Source organism: uncultured Cellulomonas sp., from assembly GCF_947494015.1.
Classification (GTDB): Bacteria; Actinomycetota; Actinomycetes; order Actinomycetales; family Cellulomonadaceae; genus Pengzhenrongella.
Genome location: NZ_CANLTL010000003.1, coordinates 230,190 through 243,653, shown reverse-complemented (window position 1 = coordinate 243,653; position 13,464 = coordinate 230,190). Strand labels below are relative to the sequence as shown.

General features: G+C 72.9%; 13 protein-coding genes. 8 read left to right on the top strand and 5 right to left on the bottom strand.

The window, feature by feature from the left end:
* Nucleotides 1-61: 61 nt before the first annotated feature.
* Nucleotides 62-859, bottom strand: a complete 798-nt coding sequence (locus Q0840_RS04810; protein WP_298456966.1) for a 1-acyl-sn-glycerol-3-phosphate acyltransferase — start codon at nucleotides 857-859, stop codon at nucleotides 62-64.
* A 68-nt stretch (nucleotides 860-927) separates the two neighbouring features.
* Here Q0840_RS04810 and Q0840_RS04805 point away from each other — a divergent pair, with 68 nt between their 5' ends.
* Nucleotides 928-1,542 (top strand): hypothetical protein, encoded by a 615-nt coding sequence (locus Q0840_RS04805; RefSeq protein WP_298456965.1) that lies wholly within the window; start codon nucleotides 928-930, stop codon nucleotides 1,540-1,542.
* A 26-nt stretch (nucleotides 1,543-1,568) separates the two neighbouring features.
* Here Q0840_RS04805 and Q0840_RS04800 read toward each other — a convergent pair whose 3' ends face one another.
* Nucleotides 1,569-2,516: an ROK family glucokinase gene (locus Q0840_RS04800; protein WP_298456963.1), complete on the bottom strand. Its 948-nt coding sequence runs from the start codon at nucleotides 2,514-2,516 to the stop codon at nucleotides 1,569-1,571.
* A 190-nt stretch (nucleotides 2,517-2,706) separates the two neighbouring features.
* Here Q0840_RS04800 and Q0840_RS04795 point away from each other — a divergent pair, with 190 nt between their 5' ends.
* A complete protein-coding gene (locus Q0840_RS04795) occupies nucleotides 2,707-4,527 on the top strand; it encodes a long-chain fatty acid--CoA ligase (RefSeq protein WP_298456961.1) in 1,821 nt (606 codons plus the stop codon).
* Nucleotides 4,528-4,753: 226 nt separating this feature from the next.
* Here the strand turns inward: Q0840_RS04795 and Q0840_RS04790 are convergent, their stop codons facing one another.
* Nucleotides 4,754-5,002 (bottom strand): hypothetical protein, encoded by a 249-nt coding sequence (locus Q0840_RS04790; RefSeq protein ID WP_298456959.1) that lies wholly within the window; start codon nucleotides 5,000-5,002, stop codon nucleotides 4,754-4,756.
* 132 nt (nucleotides 5,003-5,134) lie between these two features.
* Between Q0840_RS04790 and Q0840_RS04785 the strand changes: the two genes are divergently transcribed.
* Nucleotides 5,135-7,045, top strand: coding sequence for a DEDD exonuclease domain-containing protein (locus Q0840_RS04785; protein WP_298456957.1), 1,911 nt, complete (start codon nucleotides 5,135-5,137; stop codon nucleotides 7,043-7,045).
* Between the two features lie 42 nt (nucleotides 7,046-7,087).
* Entirely contained in the window at nucleotides 7,088-7,369 is a 282-nt protein-coding gene (locus Q0840_RS04780; RefSeq protein WP_298456956.1) for an Lrp/AsnC family transcriptional regulator, read from the top strand.
* Between the two features lie 141 nt (nucleotides 7,370-7,510).
* Here Q0840_RS04780 and trpD read toward each other — a convergent pair whose 3' ends face one another.
* Both trpD and Q0840_RS04770 read right to left on the bottom strand, forming a co-directional pair.
* Nucleotides 7,511-8,551 carry an anthranilate phosphoribosyltransferase gene (gene trpD / locus Q0840_RS04775; protein WP_298456955.1) on the bottom strand — a complete coding sequence of 347 codons (1,041 nt, stop codon included), beginning with the start codon at nucleotides 8,549-8,551 and terminating at the stop codon, nucleotides 7,511-7,513.
* Entirely contained in the window at nucleotides 8,548-8,985 is a 438-nt protein-coding gene (locus Q0840_RS04770; protein WP_298456953.1) for a hypothetical protein, read from the bottom strand. Before Q0840_RS04770 ends, trpD begins: the two co-directional genes overlap by 4 nt.
* A gap of 218 nt (nucleotides 8,986-9,203) precedes the next feature.
* Between Q0840_RS04770 and Q0840_RS04765 the strand changes: the two genes are divergently transcribed.
* The 4 genes from Q0840_RS04765 to Q0840_RS04750 all read left to right on the top strand — a co-directional run bounded on the left by Q0840_RS04765 (nucleotide 9,204) and on the right by Q0840_RS04750 (nucleotide 13,453).
* Nucleotides 9,204-9,851, top strand: coding sequence for a heme-copper oxidase subunit III (locus Q0840_RS04765; RefSeq protein ID WP_298456951.1), 648 nt, complete (start codon nucleotides 9,204-9,206; stop codon nucleotides 9,849-9,851).
* A gap of 67 nt (nucleotides 9,852-9,918) precedes the next feature.
* Nucleotides 9,919-10,698: a c-type cytochrome gene (locus Q0840_RS04760; RefSeq protein ID WP_298456949.1), complete on the top strand. Its 780-nt coding sequence runs from the start codon at nucleotides 9,919-9,921 to the stop codon at nucleotides 10,696-10,698.
* Between the two features lie 53 nt (nucleotides 10,699-10,751).
* Nucleotides 10,752-11,726: a ubiquinol-cytochrome c reductase iron-sulfur subunit gene (locus Q0840_RS04755; RefSeq protein ID WP_298457225.1), complete on the top strand. Its 975-nt coding sequence runs from the start codon at nucleotides 10,752-10,754 to the stop codon at nucleotides 11,724-11,726.
* Nucleotides 11,723-13,453 carry a cytochrome bc complex cytochrome b subunit gene (locus tag Q0840_RS04750; RefSeq protein ID WP_298456948.1) on the top strand — a complete coding sequence of 577 codons (1,731 nt, stop codon included), beginning with the start codon at nucleotides 11,723-11,725 and terminating at the stop codon, nucleotides 13,451-13,453. Before Q0840_RS04755 ends, Q0840_RS04750 begins: the two co-directional genes overlap by 4 nt.
* Nucleotides 13,454-13,464 lie beyond the last annotated feature (11 nt).

The window sequence follows — 13,464 nt, the reverse complement described above, 5'->3', positions numbered from 1 at the left end:
ACCGATCCGGCGACGTGGCCGTACCGGGCGAGGGCCGGGGGTCACCGCACGGGCGACCCGGTCATCCTACTGACGGCGCGGAGTCGTCCTCGGGCGGGACCGGAACGTGGACCTCGGGCGCCGGACGGCCGCCGGGCGCGGTCACCGGGGTGGCACCCGACTCCCCCGGACCGGCGTGGCCCGACGCGATCCGGGCCTTCTGGGTGGCCGCGTACACGTCGACGTACTCCTGACCGGACAGGCTCATCAGCGCGTACATGATCTCGTCCGTGACCGAGCGCAGGATGAAGCGGTCGCTCTCCATCCCCCGGTACCGGCTGAAGTCGAGCGGCTCCCCGATCACGATGCCGATCCGCATGACCTTGGGGATCCGCTTGCCGATCGGCTGGGCGACGTTGGTGTCCACCATGGCCACCGGGATGACGGGTGCGCCCGACTCGATCGCCAGCCGCGCCACCCCGGTCTTGCCGCGGTACAGGCGTCCGTCCGGGCTGCGGGTGCCCTCGGGGTAGATCCCGAACAGGCCCCCGTCCTTGAGCCGGCGCAGTCCGGTGCGCAGGGCCGCCTCGCTCGCCTTGCCGCCGCCCCGGTCGACCGGGATGGTGCCGACACCGCGCATGAACCGTGCGGTCAGCCGCCCCTTGAGACCCGCACCCTGGAAGTACTCGGACTTGCCGATGAAGACGATCTCGCGCGGGAGCACGAGCGGCAGGAAGAACGAGTCGATCACCGCGAGGTGGTTGCTGGCCAGGATCGCGGGGCCGTCGGTCGGGACGTTCTCCAGTCCACGCACCCACGGGCGGTACACCAGGCGGAGCAGCGGCCCCACCATCACCCGCTTCATGAACCAGTAGAACAACGCGCCACCTCCGCTACTGCGCCCGCGCGACCCACGCGCAGCATCCGTACGACTCTAGAGTGCTGCCCATGGCCGCACGTCACGACGACACCGGGGACGCGCCGGACCGCAGGGAGCCCACCGGCGACGAGGTGGCCGCGCGCTGGGCCGAGATCGTCGCCGATCTGGGCCGGCTGGGCACGGTCGACCCTCGGGGCGACACCGACACCGACACCGACACCGAGACCCAGACCGGCTCGGACGGCCGCGACCCGGTTCCCGACCCCGGCCCCGGCCCCGACCACCGCGGCGCCGTCGACGCGCGGGACGAGGGCGCCGGCGCGGCCGTGACCTACCCGGTCGCGCCGTGGGTCTCCGCACGCCCCGTCGAGCGTGAGCTCACCGGACGTGACTGGGCCGGGACGGACGACATCGACGCCGCCGAGTCCGAGATCGACGACCGCGAGCACTTCGTGCCCCCGGACCCCGGCCCGGTGTTCGGCGGCGACCCGCTGCTGACGATGGCGTGGTTGGGCGCGGCGGGCATCCCGATCGCCCTGCTCGTGGTGCTGGTCGCCTGGCGGGACGCACCGACCGTCCTGCTGCAGGCCGCCGGCGTGGTGTTCGTCCTCAGCTGTGCCCTGCTGGTGTGGCGCATGCCGCACCGGCGCGACGACGGCGGCGGGCCGGGCGCCGTCGTCTGACCGCCGGGCCGCGGGCGCTGTCCCGTTCAGATCCGTGCGAGGTCGGCGGCGCCGACGATGCCTGCGGCGTTCCCCATGGACGCGAGCGTGAGCGTCGCCTCGGGGCGGTGACCGCGGGCCGAGAGCTGGTCGGCGAAGGCCTGCCGGGCAGGGTCCAGCAGCAGGCTGCCCGCCGCCCCGACGCCGCCGCCGATGACGACCAGGGCCGGGTCCAGCAGAGCGGCGACCGAGGCCGAGCCCTCGCCGAGCCAGCGACCCAGCTGGGCCAGCAGGCTGACGGCGAGCGGGTCGCCGTCCTGCGCCGCCTCGGTGACCTGCGGTCCCGTCAGGTGCGCGGGGTCGCCGCCGGCCAGCGCCAGCAGCGCCGCACCGCGCTCTGGGTCGACGACCAGGGCCGCCTGGGCGTCCCGCACGAGCGCGCTGCCGGACGCGTACTGCTCCCAGCACCCCTCGTGTCCGCAGCCGCAGTAGTGCCCCCCGGGCACGACGCGCATGTGCCCCACCTCGGCGGCGACCCCCCACGCCCCGCGGACCAGGCGACCGTCGACGATCAGCGCACCTCCCAGGCCGGTGCCGACGGTCAGCATGAGCATGTCGTCGACGTCGCGGCCGGCACCGAACCGGAACTCCGCCCAGCCCGCCGCGTTGGCGTCGTTCTCCACCACCACGCGCACGTCGTCGTCGTCGATCAGCGCGCGGACCCGGTCGCGCAACGGGTAGTCGCGCCAGGCGATGTTGGGCGCGAACAGGACGGTCGAGCGCCCGGAGTCGACGAAGCCGGCCGCGGCGACGCCGATCGCACCGACCTCGTGGTCGCGGGACAGCTCGGCGTACACGTCGGCCACGGCCCGGTCGATGCTGCCCGCGTCGTCGGGCTCGGTCACGCGGCGCGTCTGCGCGAGGATCCTGCCCTCGGCGTCCACGACCCCAGCCGCGATCTTCGTCCCGCCGATGTCCACACCGATCGCGTGCATGTCCGTCCTTCTGTCGGAGCTGGGTGGGTACCGGGCCGGCACCGGCCGACACGCTACGCGGGTCGGGGGCGGGCGCTCACCGTACGGCGCGCGGGTGAACCGCGCGCGCGGCCCCGAGGGGGTGCGCCGCGCACCTGGAGGCTGGCGCTATCGTCGGGCCACACTTTCGCCGTCTGACAATGGAGCCAGCATGGACGAGATCCACACCCCCCTCCTCGTGGACGTCGACCCTTCCCGCAACCTGAACGACATGCTCGCCGAGCGCGTGCGGACCCGCCCGGACGCGAGCCTGGTCGAGCGCAGGTCGCCCGACGGCAGCGGGTGGACCGCGATGTCCGCCCGTCAGTTCGACGCCGCGGTGGTCGCCCTGGCCAAGGGCCTGGTCGCGCGCGGTGTCGCGCCGGGCGACCGGGTCGGCATCATGTCCCGGACCCGGTACGAGTGGACGCTGCTCGACTGGGCGATCTGGGCCGCGGGGGCGATCCCGATCCCCCTGTACGAGACCTCCTCCGCCGAGCAGGTGCACTGGATCCTCACCGACTCGGCCGTCTCGTTGCTGGTCGTGGAGACCGCCGAGCACGCCGCGGTGGTGGAGTCCGTGCGCGCCCAGACGCCCGACCTGCGCGAGGTCCTGACGATCGACTCCGGCGCGGTGGATGCGCTCGTCGCTCAGGGGGTCGAGGTGCCCGACGAGGAGATCAGCCGACGCCGCGGACTGGCGAACCTCGCCGACGTGGCGACCATCATCTACACCTCGGGAACGACCGGACGCCCCAAGGGCGCCGAGCTCACGCACGAGAACTTCTACGTCCTCGTGGTCAACGCCGTGAAGGGACTGCACGAGGTGGTCGCCACCCCAGGCGCCCGGACCCTGCTGTTCATGCCGCTGGCGCACGTCTTCGCGCGGTTCGTCGAGGTGCTGGTCGTCTGCGCGGGGGCCGCCATCGGGCACACCCCTGACACCAAGGACCTGCTGCCGGACCTGGCGACGTTCAGGCCCACCTTCATCCTGTCCGTGCCCCGGGTGTTCGAGAAGGTCTACAACTCCAGCGAGCAGAAGGCCGTCGCCGGCGGCAAGGGCAAGATCTTCCACCGGGCCGCCACCGTCGCGATCGCCTACTCCCGCGCCCTGGACGCCGGTGGGCCGTCGCTCGCGCTTCGCCTGCAGCACAAGGTCGCCGACGCCCTCGTGCTCTCCAAGCTGCGCACCGCGCTCGGCGGGCAGGTCGAGTGGGCGATCTCCGGTGGGGCCCCGCTCGGTGAGCGCCTCGGGCACTTCTACCGCGGCGTCGGACTGAAGGTGCTCGAGGGGTACGGCCTGACCGAGACCACCGCACCGGCGACCGTGAACATGCCGGGACGGACCAAGATCGGCACGGTCGGCCCGCCCCTGCCCGGCACCGCGGTCCGGCTCGCGACCGACGGTGAGATCGAGGTCAAGGGGCCGCACGTGTTCCGCGGCTACCACCAGAACCCGTCCGCGACGGCGGAGGTCTTCGACGACGGCTGGTTCCGGACCGGTGACCTGGGCACGATCGACGACGACGGCTTCCTGCGGATCACCGGCCGCAAGAAGGAGATCATCGTCACCGCGGCGGGCAAGAACGTCGCCCCGGCGGTGCTCGAGGACCGCCTGCGCGCCCACCCGCTGGTGAGCCAGTGCGTCGTCGTGGGTGACCAGCGACCCTTCATCGGAGCACTCATCGCGCTGGACGCCGACGCGCTGCCGGGGTGGCTGGCCGCGCACGGCCACCCCGAGATGGACCTGGCCACCGCACGGACGAACCCCGCCGTGCTGGCTGCCGTCGACGAGGCCGTGGAGCGCGCCAACCAGGCCGTGTCCCGGGCGGAGTCGATCCGCAAGTACCGACTGCTGGAGACGGACCTGACGATCGCCGACGGCTACCTCACGCCGAAGTTCAGCGTGAAGCGCAACGTGGTGCTCAAGGACTTCGCCGCGGAGGTCGACGCGCTGTACGACGGCCCGGCCCCGTCCGGCCTGCACGCCTGACCACCCCGACGCCGGGTCCGGCGTCACCGCGTCCCCGGATCCCGGCAGGCGCGCACCACGTCACCGCGGGCCACGGCACTGCGCACCACGTCACCGCGGGCCACGGCACTGCGCACCACGTCACCGCGGGCCACGGCACCGCGGGCCACGGCACTGCGGGGCGGCCGCTTCACGGTGCCGGCGCACGCGGTTCCGCCACGGTGCGGATGGCCGCGCCCCGTGCCGGTCACAGCGCGCGCACCATGCGCAACGGTGGGACCAGCCCCGAGGAGGCGAGCACGTCCAGTGCGGCGCGCTCGTCCGCGTCGAGGTCGACCGGCAGCGCGTTCGCGGCCGACCCGCGGGCCGCCGCCCCGGTCGCGGTGCCGGTCGCCGGTGCGTGCCCCGACGGGCGGACGGGGATGGTCAGGAAGGTCACCACGCAGTCCGTGCAGGCGGCGCCACGGACGGTGCAGCTGTCGCAGTCGATGATCATGGTCGCGACCGTAGGGACACCCACCGACACGGACGGTCGGCCGGCACGGCGGCGGCCGCCGGACCCGTGCTCCGGACCGTGCACGGCGAGCCCCTTCCGGCCGTGTCGGTCCCCCGGGTTAGCGTCCGGGCCATGTCGATGGTGCAGTCCCCCAGCCCCGCCGGAGGAGGCGTCCCGGTCGCCGGGGCCCCCGTGCAGCCGACCCTCGACGACCTCGGGACGCCGCTGCACGACGTCACCTTCGTCGTGGTGGACCTGGAGACCACCGGGGGCACCCCGGGCGCGGACGGGATCACCGAGATCGGCGCCGTGAAGGTGCGGGGCGGGCAGGTGCTCGGCGAGTTCCAGACGCTCGTGAACCCGGGCACGCCCGTGCCCGCCTTCATCTCGACGTTGACCGGCATCACCACCGGCATGGTCCGCTCCGCCCCGACGATCGAGCAGGTGCTGCCGTCGTTCCTCGAGTTCGCCACCGGCGCCGTCCTGGTGGCGCACAACGCGCCCTTCGACATCGGGTTCCTCAAGGCCGCGGCCCGGGCCGGCGGCTACCCCTGGCCGGGGAACGCCGTGCTGGACACGGTGCGGCTCGCTCGCCGGGTGGTGCTCCGCGACGAGGCGCCGAACCACAAGCTCGGGACGCTCGCCGCACTGTTCGGTGCCTCGGTGACCCCGGACCACCGGGCGCTGTCCGACGCGCGCGCGACGGTCGACGTGCTGCACGCGCTGCTGGGCCGGCTCGCACCCCTGGGGATCACGCACCTGGAGGACCTCGCCACGGCGACGGACCCCGTGCCGGCCGACGTGCGCCGCAAACGGCACCTGGCCGGCGACCTGCCCGACGCGCCGGGTGTGTACATGTTCCGTGGACCGGGTGAGGAGGTGCTGTACGTCGGGACGTCGACGTCCATCCGGACGCGCGTGCGCAGCTACTTCACCGCCGCGGAGAAGCGCGGTCGGATCACCGAGATGGTGCGGATCGCCCACGCCGTGACCCCCGTCGTGTGCGCGACGGCGCTCGAGGCGCGCGTGCGCGAGCTGCGCCTCATCGCCGAGCACTCGCCGCGCTACAACCGGCGCTCGCGGTTCCCCGAGCGGATGCCGTGGGTCCGGCTCGCGGCCGGCGCCGAGCCGCGGCTGCAGCTCGTGCGCGACGTGCTGGCGGGGCGCCCGCACATCGGGCCGTTCAGCTCCCGCTCGGCGGCGGTGCTCGCACTGGAGGCGCTGCACGCCACCTTCGGGTCGCGCACCCCGGGGACGCGGGCGACGGCCGTCCTGTCCCCCGAGGCGGCCGCGGCGGTGGCCGCCGCGATGACCGGGGACCCCCGCCCGGTGGTCGAGGCGCACGCGTCGCGCATCGCTCGTCTCATCGGCGACGAGCGCTTCGAGGAGGCCGCCGTCGCGCGCGACCGCCTGGAGACCTTCCTACGGGGTGCCGCGCGCGCCCAGCGGTTCGGACCGCTCGCGGCGTGCCCCGAGCTCGTCGCGGCCCGCCGCGGTGACGACGGCGGCTGGGAGGTGGTCCTCGTCCGGCACGGGCGGCTGGCCGGCACCGCGTCGGTCGAGCCGCGCACCGACCCCCGGCCCGCCATCGACTCGCTGCGGCTCACCGCGGAGCACGTCGCGCCGCCGGTCGTCCCGGCGCCGGCCGCCCACCCGGAGGAGACGGATCTGGTCCTGGACTGGCTGGACTCCCCCGGCGTGCGGCTGGTGGACGTCGATGCCGGGCCGGGCGCGCCGCCGGCCCGGTGCAGCCCCGTCGTCGGAGCGCAGGCGTTCACCGACCCGGCGCGGGTCGCCGCCGCGGTCGCCCGGGCCCTCGACCAGACACGACCGGGGCCACGGGGTCCGGTGTCCGCCCCGGCGCCCCCGCCCGGAGCGGCCGACGCCCGCGACCTGACCTGGGCGGTGGCGGCGGCTGCCGGCGTCGTGGGCGACCACGGGCTGGCCGTGCCCGGCCGGCTTGCTCCGGACCCCGAGGACCACGGACCGGGCGGGACGCCGGCCCCGCCAGCGAGCGTCGAGGTGGGCCGCGGAGCGGCATGATGAGCGGGTCGCCGTCCGGCGGCACCCGGAGGAGGGACGAGCATGCTCACAGCCATGGTGCTGATCGACGTCGACGCCGGACGCATCCCGGAGGTCGCGTCCGAGATCGCCGATGTACCCGGTGTCAGCGAGGTGTACTCGGTCACCGGTGAGGTGGACCTGATCGCGATGATCCGGGTACGCCAGCACGAGGAGCTCGCCGACGTCATCGCCGACCGGCTGAGCAAGGTCCCGGGGGTGCTGCGGACCCAGACCTACATCGCGTTCCGCGCCTACTCCAAGCACGACCTGGAGCAGGCGTTCGACATCGGTCTGGAGGACTGAGCCGCCGTCCCCGGCTCACCCGGCGAGCGCACGACGAGCGCCCGACGACCCGCGCGCGGGTCGTCTGCGCGGGCGGCGGCTCGGCGGACGCATGCCCTCGCGCCCGGCGGCCCTCGCACCGGCCGGCCCCGCTCCCGCGGCTCAGGCGCTCGCGAGCCGCCAGCGCTCGAGCACGGCCGCGGCCGCCCCGTCGTCGACCGCCCGCGCGGCCACCGACATCCCCGCAGCGAGCCGCTCGACGAGCGTGCCCGCACGCGGTGTCGTCGACCCGTCGGCCACCAGCGCGGCCGCCGCGTTCAGCAGGACCGCGTCGCGCACGGGACCACGTTCCCCGTCCAGCACGCGCCGGGCGACGTCGGCGTTGTAGGCGGCGTCGGCGCCGCGCAGGTCCGACACCTGCGCGGGCGCCAGGCCCAGGTCGGTGACCGCGTCCAGCACCTGCTCGGTGACCGCGCCGTCGCGGACCTCCCACACGCGCGACCGCGCGGTCGGGGCCAGCTCGTCGAGGCCGTCCTCGCCCCGGAACACCAGGGCGTCCGTCCCCCGCGACGCGAACACGCCGGCGATCAGCGGAGCCATCCGGGCGTCCGCCACTCCGACGGCCGTGGCCGCCGGCCCCGCGGGGTTCGTCACCGGCCCCAGGAAGTTGAAGGCCGTGGCGATGCCCAGCTCGCGCCGGACCACCCCGGCGTGGCGGAACGACGGGTGAAACATGCCGGCGAAGCAGAAGGTGATGCCCACCTCGTGCGCGATCTGCGCCACCCGCTCGGCCGGCTGGTCCAGCCGGATGCCCAGCGCCTCCAGCACGTCCGCCGAGCCGGACGACGACGACGCGGCGCGGTTGCCGTGCTTGACCACCGTGGTGCCGGTACCCGCGACGACCAGTGCGGCCATGGTGGAGATGTTGACGGTGTGGGCGCGATCCCCACCGGTGCCCACGAGGTCGACGGTGCGTCCGGGCACCTCGATGCGGACCGCGTGCTCGAGCATCGTGTCGGCCAGGGCGGTCAGCTCGGCGACGGTCTCGCCCTTGGCGCGCAGGGCGGTCAGGAACCCGGCCAGCCGGGCCGGGGACGCGCTGCCGGTCATCACCTCGCGCATCGCCCACGCGGTCTGCTCCGGGGACAGGTCCTGGCGGGCGAGGAGGTCGGTCAGCAGGCCGGACCAGGTCGGCGCGGTCACCCGCGCGCCATGCGGGTGCGCAGCAGACCGGCGACGACCCGCTGGAGCTCGATCGGGTCCAGGGGGTGCGCCAGCACGGCGTCGGCCAGCGACCACGACGCCAACCAGGCGTCCTGCGTCCGCCCGGTCAGGACCAGCACCGGTGGGCAGTCGAACACCTCGTGCTTGAGCTGGCGGCACAGTCCCATCCCCCCGGACTTCGCCGCCTCGCCGTCGAGGATCATCAGATCCAGCCCGCCCGCGTCGGCGGTCTCGACGACCACCGGATGCGTGGCCGCCTCCAGCCACTCGATGTCGGGTGCCCCCTTGGCGAGCCGGCGACCGACACCCATCCGCACCTGGCTGCGGGTGTCGACGTCGTCGCTGTACAGCAGCACCCGCGGCGCGCGCTCGCTCGCGCCGCGGGTGTCCACACCCGTGACCTCGGTGGTCATGCTCAGCCCCGTTCCGCTGGTGGTCCACGTCCTCGGGCATCTTGGCACGCCCGTCACCCGCGACGTGCGATGCAGGCGCCGCACCCCCGCTGCGACGCGGGCGACGCGCCGAGCCGGGACGAAGGGGACGAATGCGGACGGATGCACCGCGAGGGTGTGACATTCGCCGCGCCGCACACGCCCGCCCAGGCGCCCACCTTCACAGCTTCTCCCCCATAATGGGCTCTGTGTCGACCGCAACGGCTGCCTCCAGCACCCCCGTCCACGTCAGTGTGAACCGACCGAACCCTGTCTCGGTCGGGACCATCGTGTGGCTGGCCAGCGAGCTGATGTTCTTCGCCGGCCTGTTCGCGATGTACTTCACGCTCCGGGCGCAGGTGCCGGAGATCTGGGAGCGCGAGAACGAGCTGCTCAACCTGCCGTTCGCGTCGATCAACACCACCGTCCTGGTGCTGTCCTCGGTCACGTGCCAGATGGGTGTCTGGGCCGCCGAGCGCTTCCAGCCCGTGCGGACCGGCTCGCTGCTGGACGTGCGCAAGTGGGGGATGAACGAGTGGATGACCCTCACGTTCCTCATGGGTGCCTTCTTCATCGGCGGGCAGCTGTTCGAGTACGCCGAGCTGGTCAGCGAGGGCTTCACGATCGCGTCGAGCCCCTACGGCTCGGTCTTCTACCTGACGACCGGCTTCCACGGTCTGCACGTCGTCGGCGGCCTGCTCGCCTTCCTGTTCCTGCTCGGCCGGTCCTTCAGCGCCAAGCGCTTCGGCCACCACGAGGCCACGACGGCGATCGTCGTGTCCTACTACTGGCACTTCGTCGACGTCGTCTGGATCGCCCTGTTCGCGGTCATCTACCTCCTGCGGTGACCGGCGCGGCGCCGTCCGCCCCCACCACATCGTTCCTGCTTCCCACCTGTGAGACGAGGACCCACCCGTGAAGGCACTTGCAGCCCGCAGGCACCACCGGTCTGCCCCGGTCGTGCTGCTCCTGCTGGCGCTGCTGGTCACCGGCGGCCTGTACGCCGCCCTCGTGCCCAGCTCGGCCGGTGCGGCCGAGGCGACCGCTCGTGACATCGAGTACGGCTCGGAGCTGTTCCAGGCGAACTGCGCCACCTGCCACGGCATGAACGCCGAGGGCACGCAGGACGCGCCGTCGCTGATCGGGGTGGGCGCGGCGTCCGTCGACTTCCAGGTGAGCACCGGCCGGATGCCCATGGAGGCGAACGGCCCCCAGGCCCTCGCCAAGCCGCCGCAGCTCACCGACGAGCAGGTCGCCGCCCTGGCGGCCTACGTCGCGTCCCTGGGCTACGGCCCGGCCATCCCGACCGCGGAGCAGGTCGACCCGGCCGAGGGGGACCCGGCGAACGGCATGCAGCTGTTCCGCACCAACTGCGCGATGTGCCACAACGCGGTCGGTGCCGGTGGCGCTCTGTCCGAGGGCAAGTTCGCGCCCGCGCTGTGGGACAGCACGCCCACCGTGATCTACGAGGCGATGGTCACCGGACCGCAGGCCATGCCCGTCTTCAACGACGCCAACCTCACCCCCGAGGAGAAGCGTGACGTCATCTCGTACATCCTCGCCCAGCGCGACGGGAGCCCGGGCGGCATCGAGCTCGGCGCGCTCGGACCGGTGAGCGAGGGCATGTGGGCCTGGATCGTCGGGATCGGCCTGCTCGTCGCCTGCAGCGTCTGGATCGGAGCCAAGTCCTCGTGACCGACCACAACTCGTCCACCGACCTCACGCCCCGCGGCGGCGGGGACGGCCGGCTGCCGGCCCGGTTCACCGACCCCGGCCACGCCCCGCACAAGCTGCGTCGCGCCGACGTCGACCCGGACGCCAACAAGCGCGCCGAGCGCCAGGTCGTCCTGCTGTTCGGCGTGTCGATCCTCGGCACGATCGGGTTCCTGGTCGCCTACGCCCTGGTCCGGCCGGGCGAGACGATCGGCAGCATGCGGCTGTCCAACCTGCTGCTCGGCCTCGGGCTCTTCCTCGGCATGTTCGGCATCGGCGCGGCCGCCGTCCACTGGGCGAAGACGCTGATGAACGACCACGAGGTGAGCCAGGAGCGCCACACGCTCATCAGCTCCCCGGAGACCCGCGCCGCGGCGGTCCAGGACCTCAAGGACGGCGCCGCGGACTCCTCGATCGGTCGCCGCGGCGTGCTCAAGGGCGCCATGGTGTCCGCGCTCGCGCTGGCGCCGCTGTCGATCGCCGTCCCCCTCATCGGTGAGGTCGGCGAGGACTGGGACATCTCCAAGTTCGGCCGCACGATCTGGGCTAAGGGCGTCCGGCTCGCGCAGGACCCGTCGGGACGTCCCATCCGCGCCGCCGAGGTCACCATCGGCTCGGCCTTCCACGTCATCCCCGACAACCTCGAGGAGTTCGAGCACCCGCTCGACGAGAAGGCCAAGGCCATCGTGCTCATGGTCCGCATGGACCCGCGCGACCTCAAGGAGGCTCCCGGCCGTGAGGGCTGGTCCTACGAGGGGATCGTCGCGTACTCCAAGGTCTGCACGCACGTGGGGTGCCCGGTGGCGCTCTACGAGCAGCAGACGCACCACCTGCTGTGCCCGTGCCACCAGTCCACCTTCGACCTCGCCGACGGCGCGAAGGTCGTCTTCGGACCCGCGAACCGCCCCCTGCCGCAGCTGCCGATCTCGGTCGACGACGAGGGCTATCTGGTCGCCCAGAGCGACTTCCTCGAGCCTGTTGGACCTAGCTACTGGGAGCGTCTGAAGTGACGACCACGATCGAGCGCGGCGCGGCCGCCGGCGCGGACTACCTGGACCAGCGCACCGGCATCGGTGCCGCGGTCAAGAGCTTCGCGCGCAAGGTGTTCCCGGACCACTGGTCCTTCCTGCTCGGCGAGGTGGCGCTGTACTCCTTCGTCGTGCTGCTCATCTCCGGGGTGTTCCTCACCCTCTTCTTCGTGCCCAGCATGGCCGAGATCCACTACGAGGGTCCCTGGGCCGCGATGCAGGGCGTGGAGATGTCCGAGGCGTACGCCTCGACCCTGCGGCTCTCGTTCGAGGTCCGCGGCGGGCTGCTGATGCGCCAGGTGCACCACTGGGCCGCCCTGATCTTCATGGCGTCGATCGTCACCCACATGATGCGGGTGTTCTTCACCGGCGCCTTCCGCAAGCCGCGTGAGCTCAACTGGCTCGTCGGCTTCGTCCTGATGATCCTGGGCCTGGCCGCCGGCTTCTCCGGCTACTCCCTGCCCGACGACGTCCTGTCGGGCAACGGTCTGCGCATCACCGACGGCGTGGTCCGCGCGATCCCGATCATCGGCAGCTACCTGTCGTACTTCATCTTCGGCGGGGAGTTCCCCGGCCAGGACCTGATCCCGCGTCTGTTCACGGTGCACGTCCTGCTGGTCCCCGCGCTGATCCTCGCGCTCATCGTGGTGCACCTGCTGATGGTCGTCATCCACAAGCACACCCAGTACCCGGGCTCGGGGCGGACCGACCAGAACGTCGTCGGCTTCCCGCTGTTCCCGGTGTACGTCGCCAAGGCCGGTGGGTTCTTCTTCATCGTCTTCGGCGTGATCGCCCTGATGGCGGCCACGATGCAGATCAACCCGGTGTGGAACTACGGCCCGTTCGACCCGTCGATCGTCTCGGCCGGCGCCCAGCCGGACTGGTACATGCTCTTCCTCGAGGGGTCGCTGCGGCTCATGCCCGGCGCGGGCACGGAGTGGGTCATCGGTGGCTACACCCTCTCGCTCAACGTGCTGATCCCCGCGGTGGTCATCCCGGGCATCCTGTTCTCGCTGCTGGCGCTCTACCCGTTCGTCGAGGCCTTCGTCACCCGCGACACCGGCGAGCACCACGTGCTGGACCGCCCGCGCAACCGGCCCTTCCGCACCGCCTTCGGGGTGGCCGTCCTGACCGCCTTCTTCGTCCTGCTGGTGGCCGGGGCCAACGACCTCATCGCGGCGCACTTCTACATGTCACTCAACGACCTCACACGCATCTTCCGGGTGCTGTTCTTCGTCGCCCCGGTGGTGGCGTTCATCCTCACCAAGCGGATCTGCCTGAGCCTGCAGCGCAAGGACCGCGAGCTCGTGCTGCACGGCCACGAAACGGGGCGCATCGTCCGGTTCGCCCACGGCGAGTACATCGAGGTGCACCGTCCGCTGGACGAGCACGAGCGGTGGCTGCGTGTCGCCTACGAGCCCGAGCACCCGCTCGAGATCGCTCCCCCGGTCGACTCCCGTGGAGTGCGGCGCAAGGGCTACCGCCTGGACAAGGTGCGTCAGCGGATGTCCCAGGCGTTCTTCGAGGACCGCATCGAGCCGGTCACCCCGGCCGAGCTGGCTGCGGCCCACTCGCACGGAGCACACGACGAGCTCGAGGGAGGGTCGCACGTCGCGAGCCCACGCGAGCTCGAGGGCTCCGCTCCCGGCGGCGGCCGGACGATCGCCGAGCCGGCGGACGGCTCGACTCCGGACGCGCGCAACCGCTGAGCCTGGAAGAG

Excerpts from the sequence above, each read along its gene's own strand:
- Q0840_RS04805 (WP_298456965.1), top strand. The coding sequence starts at position 928 with ATGGCCGCACGTCACGACGACACCGGGGACGCGCCGGACCGCAGGGAG.
- Q0840_RS04770 (WP_298456953.1), bottom strand. The coding sequence starts at position 8,985 with ATGACCACCGAGGTCACGGGTGTGGACACCCGCGGCGCGAGCGAGCGC.
- Q0840_RS04800 (WP_298456963.1), bottom strand. The coding sequence starts at position 2,516 with ATGCACGCGATCGGTGTGGACATCGGCGGGACGAAGATCGCGGCTGGG.
- Q0840_RS04780 (WP_298456956.1), top strand. The coding sequence starts at position 7,088 with ATGCTCACAGCCATGGTGCTGATCGACGTCGACGCCGGACGCATCCCG.
- Q0840_RS04795 (WP_298456961.1), top strand. The coding sequence starts at position 2,707 with ATGGACGAGATCCACACCCCCCTCCTCGTGGACGTCGACCCTTCCCGC.
- Q0840_RS04785 (WP_298456957.1), top strand. The coding sequence starts at position 5,135 with ATGTCGATGGTGCAGTCCCCCAGCCCCGCCGGAGGAGGCGTCCCGGTC.
- Q0840_RS04765 (WP_298456951.1), top strand. The coding sequence starts at position 9,204 with ATGGGCTCTGTGTCGACCGCAACGGCTGCCTCCAGCACCCCCGTCCAC.
- Q0840_RS04790 (WP_298456959.1), bottom strand. The coding sequence starts at position 5,002 with ATGATCATCGACTGCGACAGCTGCACCGTCCGTGGCGCCGCCTGCACG.